Raw genomic sequence first — 8,364 nt, 5'->3', positions numbered from 1 at the left:
TGGCAGGACCTTGGCAAACCTGACAGAATCATAGCAGGCAGATTCCAGGTACGTCCTGATGCCCTTTTCTTTGACGAACTTTGCCAGCTCTATTACTGCCTCATGCTGCACAAGCGGCTCGCCTCCGGTAAAGTTGACCTTGTACGTGTTTGGCAACAGCTCGCCTGCTATCATCTCCTTTACCTCTGACGTGGAAAAGTCGCCTCCGCTGTCCATCGGGATGGCGTAAGGCGTGTCGCACCAGTGGCAATTCAGCGGGCAGCCTGCCAGCCTGACGAACATTGTCTTTGTCCCAAAGAGCACCCCTTCCCCTTCGATGCTGGTAAAGATCTCGCTCAGCTTTACCCTGCCGGCGACAAGCCCCTGCCTACGTTGCATAGCGCGTCCTGTCATCTATTTGTGCGCCGGTAAATGCCATCTGCCTATTTATACACGATTCGCATCTGCCGCAGTGCGCCTTGCCGTTAGAGTAGCAGCTCCACGTCCTGAATAGCCTGTCGCCGAGGATCTCGTGGCCCATCTTCAAGAGCGCCGCCTTGTCGAGCCCCTGCACCGCCGGCGAAATGACTGCGATCTCTTGCCTCGTGCCCTGCGCGATGCTGTCGGCGTCCGCGACATTCAGCGCGTCGGCTATGGCCTTGGCAAAGCCCGGCCTGCAGTCGGCGTAATGCGGGGCGTCGCCTGCGTGCGCGCCGTACGCCACTATCCTGGCGTTGATGCTCATCGCCCACGCGCTTGCAATCGTGATAAAGATGGCGTTGCGTATCGGGACCACCAAGTTCTGCGAGAAGTCGGCTGTCAGCTTTTGGCTCTTGTCTGTGAGCGCGTTGCTCTTGCCGTACAGCGACTTCATGAAACTGATGTCGATCACCCTGTGCTCCCTCGCCTTTAGCGCCTTTGCAAAATACCGGGCCGCGCTTATCTCGCGCTCGGCGCGCTGGCCGTATGCAAAAGTCATCATGTAAACGTCATACTCTTTGGCAAGCGTGGCTGCAAAGCAGACCGAATCCAGCCCTCCGCTCACTATGCAAACTGCTGCCGCCTGCCTGGCCATGACACTGGTCTGGCGCGGGCACTAATATTATTGGTAGCTATCCTGCTGCCAGCCTTCAGTCGCAGACTGGGCAGCAACTTGCGGACTGATCCGTAATTGTTTCCCGGCTACTACCAGGTTTATGGTAGCTTGCAATAATTCTTTTAATGCTACTCGCTTTTTTGTGTTCCACTGGAAACACACACTGGCAGCTATCTTGCGTATTTTTCAATTGCGCGCCTGTGCCGCGGATACGCCTTTATCATGCCGTCGCGCCTGCCAATCTCCCAGTCGGAAAAGTCAAAGCCCTGCGCCACCGTGCACCCTACAAGCGAGTACTGCCCCGTGCTTGCCGCAGCAAACCAGCACCCTGCCCTGACCACTGCCTGCAGGGACTCTTTGCCTGGGCCGTTGCCTATCCTGACAGTGCTCAATTCGCCTCCGTCGATCACATGGACGGCCAGCGGGCTTCCAGCGTAAAAGTGCCACATCTCGTCTGACTTTATCCTGTGGAACGCGGAAATCTGGCCCCTTTTCAGCAGGTAATAGATGGCGCTTGACGCGCTGCGCAGCCCTCTTTCTGTCTCAAACTGCACTTTTGACCTGTACGTCTCCCTGAAGTATCCGCCCTCCGGGTGCTCCTGCAACGAAAGCTTGTCGACCCAGTATTTTGCGCCCTTCACTGCATCCTGTAAGCAGGTGTTTGAAAAACATTAATGCGGGCAGGACGCACTTTGCGCTGGTTGATAATCGGCATCATTGGCAAGGCCAACGTTGGCAAGTCCACGTTTTTCAACGCCGCGACGGAACTTGCGGTCCCTGCCGCCAATTACCCCTTCACCACCGTCGAACCAAACGTGGGCGTCGCGTACGCGAGGGTAAAATGCGTCTGCCGCGAGTTTGGCGTGCAGGACAACCCCGTGCACTCGATATGCATCGACGGCAACAGGTTCATACCTGTCAAGCTGGTAGACGTGGCCGGCCTAGTCCCAGGGGCGCACGCAGGCAAGGGCCTGGGCAACAAGTTCCTCGACGACGCCCGGCAGGCCGACGCGCTGGTACACGTAGTCGACGCATCCGGCTCGACTGACAGCGCCGGCAAGTCAGTCCCCGCGGGCGCCGGCGACCCGATGTTTGACGTCCAGTTTGTGGAAGAAGAGTTTGACCTCTGGATGTCGGCAATAGTATCGCGGGACTGGAGCAAGACTGCGAGAGAGGCTGAAAACCAGGGCCAGAAACTGGAGCAGATGCTCGCAAAGAGGTTTTCAGGCCTGGCTATACCGGAGCACCTCATCTCTGCGACGGTGCACGAGTCCGGCCTTGGGCTGAAAAAGCCGACTCAGTGGACCGAAGACGAGATAAGGCGCTTTTGCCACATGCTGCGGGTAAAGTCCAAGCCGTTTGTCGTGGCCGCAAACAAGGCCGACCTCCCGACGGCAGACGCCAACATTGAAAAGATGAAAAAGGCCGGGCTTGCAGTAGTACAGTGCGCCTCAGAGGCCGAGGCGATGCTGAAAAAGGCGTCCAAAAAGGGGATGCTGCACTATTTGCCCGGAGACAACTCGTTTGACGTCAAGCCAAACGTGGCATTGAACGACGCTCAGAAAAAGGCACTTGACATTGTAAAAGCTTTGATTGAAAAGTACGGCTCGACCGGCGTGCAGGAGGCGATAAACATTGCCTGCTTCAAGCTCTTGCACCTTGTCGCCGTCTACCCAGTTGAAGACGAGTTCAAGCTGGCCGACAAGAAAGGCAACGTGCTTCCTGATGTCCGGCTATTGCCTGAAGGCTCGACTGCCAAGGACCTTGCAGGAACGGTGCACGCGGACCTGGCAAAGGGCTTTTTGTACGCCGTTGACGCCCGGACCAAGCAGAGGATCGGCGCCGATCATAAATTGAAGAATGGCGACGTGATCAAGATAGTGTCTGCCGCTAGCAGGGGATAGCATGCTTTGCCTCGGCGTTGAAAGCACGGCGCACACGTTTGGCTGCGCAGTCGTCGACGGCGATGGGAAAATATTGTCAGACGAGCGCGACGTGTACAGGGCGCCGGAGGGCAAGGGCATCCACCCACGCGAGGCGTCAAGGCACCACATGGACGCGTCGTCAGAGGTGTTGCGCCAGTCGCTAGAGTCGGCGGGCGTTTCAATCAAAGATGTCGGCATCGTGGGATATTCTGCCGGGCCCGGCCTCGGGCCGTGCCTCCGGGTGGGCGCAGTGGTCGCCCGCACGGTCGCCGGCTATTACAAAAAGCCGCTGGTGCCGGTGAACCACGCGCTGGGACACATCGAGCTTGGCGCCATGCTGACGGGAGCCAGGGACCCACTCGTGCTGCTCGTCTCCGGCGGCCACACAATGATCCTCGCGTTTTCCGCCAGCCGGTGGCGCGTCTTTGGGGAAACCCTGGACATCACCGTCGGCCAGCTTTTGGACCAGTTCGGCAGGTCGGCCGGGTTTGCGTCGCCGTGCGGCGGCAGGATTGAAGAGCTCGCAAAAAAATCTGGCAACTATATGCAGCTGCCGTACGTGGTCAAGGGAAACGACGTGTCGTTTTCCGGCCTCCTGACTGCCGCAACGAGGCTTGCGTCAAAGCAAGACGTTGCAGATGTCTGCTATTCGCTGCAGGAAACGTCCTTTGCCATGCTGGCCGAGACAGTCGAGCGGGCGCTCTCGTTTACTGGCAAAAAAGAGATGATGATAGTCGGCGGGGTTGCCGCAAATCAGCGCCTAACAGAGATGCTGGAGGCCGCGTGCGCAAGGCAGAACGCAAAATTTTACGCGTGCCCGGTAAAATTCGCAGGCGACAACGGCGCCCAGATAGCGTGGACCGCGCTCCTGGAATACGGCGCGACCGGGAAAAAGGTGCCGGTCAGCGACGCGTTGGTGACCCAGTCGTGGCGCCTTGACACCGTGGACGTCAGCTGGCGCCGGCCTGTGCCTGCCTGAACTGCTTTTCCCACTGGCCGTTTGAAAAGACGCCAAACTTGTACGTCTGGCCGGAAGAAACGATAACGAACTTTTTTACCAGAAATCCCTCGGACTTGAATGACGAGACCTGGGAGAGCGGGATGTCAAGGACGATGTCGCCTTCCTTTTTAGATAGTGTCGCCATGCGCCCTTCGGTCTTTTGGAAGAGTATCCTCTTGCTCGTGAGGACAAGGAAGCCGCTTTTCAGCTTGTCTTCGGCGCAGTCTTCTGTCAGGATAACGCGCTCGCCTTCCTCCGGCTTGAAACTCACGTTTTTATCTCCACGGCAGACGCTATATTACTATTGCAGCTCGTCAGCAGGGGCGCAGAGGCGGACATATTCCTCGCCGACTGGCACGGCAAGAGGGCCGTCTCTAAATATCGAGCGCCCAAGGCGTACCGCCACCCAGCGCTTGACGCCTCTGTCCGGCGCCAGCGGACGATACACGAGGCGAGCCTGATTTCTGCCGCCAAAAAGGCCGGCGTGGACACGCCTTTCATCTACTTTGTCGACCCTGAAAAGGCAGAGATAATCATGGAGTTTGTAGGGGGCAGGATTGCCAGAGACGTGCTCGACCTGGATCTTTGCAAAAAGATGGGGCAGCACGCCGCGTTACTGCACACCAGCAACATCGTGCACGGCGACCTGACGACTTCGAATTTCATCGTGAGCGGCAAAAAACTGGTGCTCATCGACTTTGGGCTTGCCTATTATTCCGAAAGGATGGAAGACATGGCAGTAGACGTCCGGCTGATAAAAGAGGCGTTTACAAGCGCCCACATCTCGCTCAGGGGCGCCTTTGCGGGCTTTGTCAGGGGATATGCGGTCGTCGCAGGCAAGAAAAAAACAAGCAGAATACTTGAAAACGTCCGGGAGATAGAGCAGCGGGGCCGCTACGCCCGGGTCGCGTGACGCTTTTATCTGCGTGCAACGCTGCAAGCATTATTGCGCTCTGTGACCTTTGCCAGCACCAACCAGAAAAAGTTCGATGAGGTCAAGTCTATACTTGCTTTACGCATTGCAGTCGACTTTGCGCAGGCCGAGCTTGTCGAGGTCCAGTCAGACTCGCTTGAGGAGATCGCGAGGGAAAAAGCAAAGAGCGCCTACGCCAGAGTTGGCAAGCCGGTAATAGTCGAAGACGACGGGCTGTACATCGACTCGCTGAAGGGCTTTCCCGGCCAGTACTCGTCTTTTGTCTTCAAGACACTTGGCAACGCCGGCATCCTGAAACTGCTGGAGGGGCTGGGCAGGCAGGCGTCGTTTCGCTCAATTATTGCTTATTACGACGGCAAGGATCTGCACACTTTTGAAGGAACAGTCAACGGGGCGATTGCCACGCGCGCAGCGCAGGGCGGCTGGGGTTATGACCCGATATTTATACCAGAAGGCGCGGGTGTTACGTTTGCCGAGCTTGCCAACAACAAGAACGACTATTCGCACCGGAAAAGGGCGCTAGACAAATTTGCTGAATGGTTCACACGTAGGGATTAGTTCGAACAAATACGATAGTGGAATTTTCAAGAACAAGTCTTGCGCAAGAATAAATCAAAGCAAGCGTAGCGACTGCAATGATTTTACGCTGAAATGCAAATAGGACAAAAAAAGCCAACATGCGGACAAACAGGAACATTTCTGCAAGAGGGATCCTCCTTTCAGCATTAATTGTTGCGTCGATTTCCGCAGCAGTCATGTCGCCGCATTCCGCATCCGCCACGTTTCCGGGCGAGAACGGCAAGATCGCTTTTGTCGGCAAAATGGACGGCAACGAAGAGATATACGTGATTAACGAAGATGGCACCGGCCTCACCCGGCTTACAAACAATAATTACACGGACTTGGCGCCGAAATGGTCACCGGACGGCACCAAGATGACCTTTGAAATAAAAAGTGCCGAAAACGACAGGGACCGCGACATATACGCGATGAACGCGGACGGTACGGGAGTCGCAAGGCTGACGGACGACGCGCTCCTAGACGCCAATCCGCTCTGGTCGCCAGACGGAACCACGATAGCCTTTACCCGCGGCGCAGACGGCCTGAAAGGAAACCATAATGTTTTCGTCATGAAGCCTGACGGCAGCGCATGAACAATCTGTGGGGTACACTATTTATGGATGGTCGCCGGACAGCACGAGACTGATATCGACTTACCAGACCAGCCGTCTCAGTCCCGGGTACCACTTGGAAACTGTGCGCGTCAGCGGCAGCGGGCCAAGTTTTGCAGGCGACAACAGGATTTTGCCTACATAGTCCCCGGACGGCAACAAAGTCTTGTCAATCAAGATTCCTGACACCCAAATATTCATCACCAGCGCTGATGGCACGATCCAAGAGCTAGAGCCCTCTCCAATCTATGATCCTGTTGACTGGGGAGTAGCGCAAACGGAAGAGCTCTTTTGCGGCAAGGCCGCTTCCGGGTACAACATGATAGAGGGCACCGCAGGAGATGATCTGCTTTACGGTACTGCCGGCAACGACCTGATCCTTGGGCACGGCGGCAATGATTCCATCGTGGGCAACGGCGGCGACGACTGCCTGGACGGCAATGAAGGGAACGACAGCATCTGGGCGGGACAGGGCAGCGACGTCCTGTACGGCCGCGACGGGAATGATACCTTGGTCGGAGCTGCAGGCGACGACTTTCTCTACGGCAACGCAGGTGACGATCAGCTGTGGGGAAGCTCGGGCAACGACATACTCGTCGGTGAGCATGGCAACGACAGACTGAATGGAGATGACGGCAGGGATGGGCTTTACGGAAGCGAAGGAGAGGATTATCTCTGGGGCGGCTCTGACGTCGACACGATGGTTGGCGGCCACGAGAACGACAGGCTCATCGGCGATGACGGGTACGACGTCATGTGGGGAAGCGAAGATGACGACCTTCTCTACGATGAGGCGGGAAACGACATACACAACGGGGGCAAAGGAAATGACGCGTGCTATGACATCGTGGGGGACAACACCATGGCCAACTGCGAGGCGTAACGGGACCGGTGCCGGAAGGCACCTGTCTATTTTTACATCCTTGGGGATCTATTGTCTTGAAAATATTCCTTTATCCATCTGTCGGCATAGCGCTCCCTGTTCTGCAATACGACTATCCTTGAAATCTCGCTTTCGTCCATAACCGCAAATGCCGGCATGCTTGCGCACAGCCTGTTTGCATAGTTGCACACCTCGCCCATGTCCAGCGTGTTTTCGTATTCCAGCCTATTGGTCGACATGCCGACGTGCATGTATGATTTTATCTCTACGAAATGCGGGTTGCCCTCTGACATCATCTTGGCAAACTCGCCCACGAATTCGCCCTGGCAGTTGTAGTCGCGTATGATAGTCATGCGCAGGACGGTCCTCGTATCGACAGTAGCAAGAAAGCGGAGGCTGTCGTGCCACCTCTCCCACGCGTCCTTGTGCATTGGCCGGTTCACCTGGTGGAACATTTTCTTGTTGGATGCGTTTGTCGACAGGTAGATCTGGGTCGGCAGCGCGTCTTCATTCGCAAGGCGCCTGAGCATGTCCGGCTCCTGGCCGTTTGTAACGAGGAATATCGACTTGGTCGCCTTCAAGGTCTTCAGGTATTTTATCAATTGCGGAAGCTTGGGGTACATCGTGGGCTCACCTGACAGCGATATCGCATAGTGTGCCGGCAAAAGCGACTCGTCCAGCTTTTTCTTGTCGTTCTTGGGGTTGCCGTAGAACCCGTTTATCAGCTTTTTCCGCTCTGCCATCAGCTGCTCGACTATCACGTCCGGCTCGTCGACCAGCTCTGCCGGCATCTGCAGGGTGTCGTAGAACTCTGCCGGGCGCCAGCAATAGATGCACCGGTTTTCGCAGTTCATGGCTGCAGGCGTCATCTCCATGCACTGGTGCGTCGAGATGCCGTAGAACTTGTGCTTGTAGCAGCTGCCCTCGCCTGCAAACGACTTTTTCGTCCAGTGGCACAGCTCGACTGCCGAGTGATTGTAGACGCCATACTTTGCCTTTTTCAGTTTCGCCATTACTGGCGGCGTTATCTGTATCAGGCCGTCGTCGGCTGAATGCGAGACGTACTCGTCAGAGCAACTCATCTACCTGCAACATGATGCGGATCAGATTTAAATTTTGCACCGTATGGCATAGGAGCAATGGCTGGCGTCGACACTGAAAAGATAATGCAGGTCGGGCTGGAGCTTGCGGGGTGGAAAAAAATGCCCGCAGACAGCGCCGTGCACGTCAAGGGCAGGAACATCAATAAAGTCATGATTGCAGTAGACGTGGGGACTGCCGAGCTGTTGCTGGCAAAGAGCCTTGGCTGCGACGCGGTGATAGCGCACCACCCGATAGGGATAGCCGCCGTCAACTTTTACAGGGTATTTGACCG

At 56.3% G+C, this 8,364-nt stretch carries 12 protein-coding genes; 7 read left to right on the top strand and 5 right to left on the bottom strand.

Annotated elements, in window-relative coordinates:
* The 3 genes from ACREAY_RS07575 to ACREAY_RS07565 form a co-directional block, all read right to left on the bottom strand.
* Positions 1 to 393: 4Fe-4S cluster-binding domain-containing protein (locus ACREAY_RS07575; protein WP_431755162.1), on the bottom strand; the 393-nt coding region annotated here is incomplete at its 3' end.
* Positions 368 to 1,054 (bottom strand): 7-cyano-7-deazaguanine synthase, encoded by a 687-nt coding sequence (locus tag ACREAY_RS07570; protein ID WP_431755161.1) that lies wholly within the window; start codon positions 1,052 to 1,054, stop codon positions 368 to 370. The genes ACREAY_RS07570 and ACREAY_RS07575, both read right to left, overlap by 26 nt.
* A 191-nt stretch (positions 1,055 to 1,245) precedes the next feature.
* The gene (locus ACREAY_RS07565) at positions 1,246 to 1,716 is read right to left on the bottom strand and encodes a cupin domain-containing protein (protein ID WP_431755160.1); all 471 of its coding nucleotides are present in this window, start codon (positions 1,714 to 1,716) and stop codon (positions 1,246 to 1,248) included.
* 60 nt (positions 1,717 to 1,776) lie between these two features.
* Between ACREAY_RS07565 and ACREAY_RS07560 the strand changes: the two genes are divergently transcribed.
* Positions 1,777 to 2,979 carry a redox-regulated ATPase YchF gene (locus ACREAY_RS07560; protein ID WP_431755159.1) on the top strand — a complete coding sequence of 401 codons (1,203 nt, stop codon included), beginning with the start codon at positions 1,777 to 1,779 and terminating at the stop codon, positions 2,977 to 2,979.
* Between the two features lies 1 nt (position 2,980).
* A complete protein-coding gene (kae1, locus tag ACREAY_RS07555) occupies positions 2,981 to 3,979 on the top strand; it encodes a KEOPS complex N(6)-L-threonylcarbamoyladenine synthase Kae1 (protein WP_431755158.1) in 999 nt (332 codons plus the stop codon).
* Here the strand turns inward: kae1 and ACREAY_RS07550 are convergent.
* Complete coding sequence (locus ACREAY_RS07550; protein WP_431755157.1) at positions 3,951 to 4,271, bottom strand: PH domain-containing protein; 321 nt, start codon at positions 4,269 to 4,271, stop codon at positions 3,951 to 3,953. The two genes, kae1 and ACREAY_RS07550, sit on opposite strands and share 29 nt — an antisense overlap.
* Before the next feature lie 33 nt (positions 4,272 to 4,304).
* Here ACREAY_RS07550 and ACREAY_RS07545 point away from each other — a divergent pair, with 33 nt between their 5' ends.
* The 4 genes from ACREAY_RS07545 (at position 4,305) to ACREAY_RS07530 (ending at position 6,989) form a co-directional block, all read left to right on the top strand.
* A complete protein-coding gene (locus ACREAY_RS07545) occupies positions 4,305 to 4,913 on the top strand; it encodes a KEOPS complex kinase/ATPase Bud32 (protein WP_431755156.1) in 609 nt (202 codons plus the stop codon).
* 42 nt (positions 4,914 to 4,955) lie between these two features.
* Positions 4,956 to 5,492 (top strand): RdgB/HAM1 family non-canonical purine NTP pyrophosphatase, encoded by a 537-nt coding sequence (gene rdgB / locus ACREAY_RS07540; RefSeq protein ID WP_431755163.1) that lies wholly within the window; start codon positions 4,956 to 4,958, stop codon positions 5,490 to 5,492.
* A 119-nt stretch (positions 5,493 to 5,611) separates the two neighbouring features.
* On the top strand, positions 5,612 to 6,088 hold the full coding sequence (locus tag ACREAY_RS07535) for a TolB family protein (RefSeq protein ID WP_431755155.1): 477 nt from the start codon (positions 5,612 to 5,614) through the stop codon (positions 6,086 to 6,088).
* A gap of 184 nt (positions 6,089 to 6,272) precedes the next feature.
* Positions 6,273 to 6,989, top strand: coding sequence for a calcium-binding protein (locus ACREAY_RS07530; RefSeq protein WP_431755154.1), 717 nt, complete (start codon positions 6,273 to 6,275; stop codon positions 6,987 to 6,989).
* Positions 6,990 to 7,021: 32 nt separating this feature from the next.
* Here ACREAY_RS07530 and twy1 read toward each other — a convergent pair whose 3' ends face one another.
* Positions 7,022 to 8,071: a 4-demethylwyosine synthase TYW1 gene (gene twy1, locus ACREAY_RS07525; protein ID WP_431755153.1), complete on the bottom strand. Its 1,050-nt coding sequence runs from the start codon at positions 8,069 to 8,071 to the stop codon at positions 7,022 to 7,024.
* Between the two features lie 57 nt (positions 8,072 to 8,128).
* Here twy1 and ACREAY_RS07520 point away from each other — a divergent pair.
* Positions 8,129 to 8,364 (top strand): Nif3-like dinuclear metal center hexameric protein (locus ACREAY_RS07520; protein WP_431755152.1); only part of this gene is annotated, 236 nt, incomplete at its 3' end.

Origin of the sequence: Nitrososphaera sp. (assembly GCF_050748925.1) — an archaeon.
Classification (GTDB): domain Archaea; phylum Thermoproteota; class Nitrososphaeria; order Nitrososphaerales; family Nitrososphaeraceae; genus Nitrososphaera.
The sequence above is the reverse complement of the archived record's forward strand: the minus strand, read 5'-3'. Positions and strand labels throughout refer to the sequence as shown.

Excerpts from the sequence above, each read along its gene's own strand:
- ACREAY_RS07570 (WP_431755161.1), bottom strand. The coding sequence starts at position 1,054 with ATGGCCAGGCAGGCGGCAGCAGTTTGCATAGTGAGCGGAGGGCTGGAT.
- kae1 (WP_431755158.1), top strand. The coding sequence starts at position 2,981 with ATGCTTTGCCTCGGCGTTGAAAGCACGGCGCACACGTTTGGCTGCGCA.
- ACREAY_RS07535 (WP_431755155.1), top strand. The coding sequence starts at position 5,612 with ATGCGGACAAACAGGAACATTTCTGCAAGAGGGATCCTCCTTTCAGCA.
- twy1 (WP_431755153.1), bottom strand. The coding sequence starts at position 8,071 with ATGAGTTGCTCTGACGAGTACGTCTCGCATTCAGCCGACGACGGCCTG.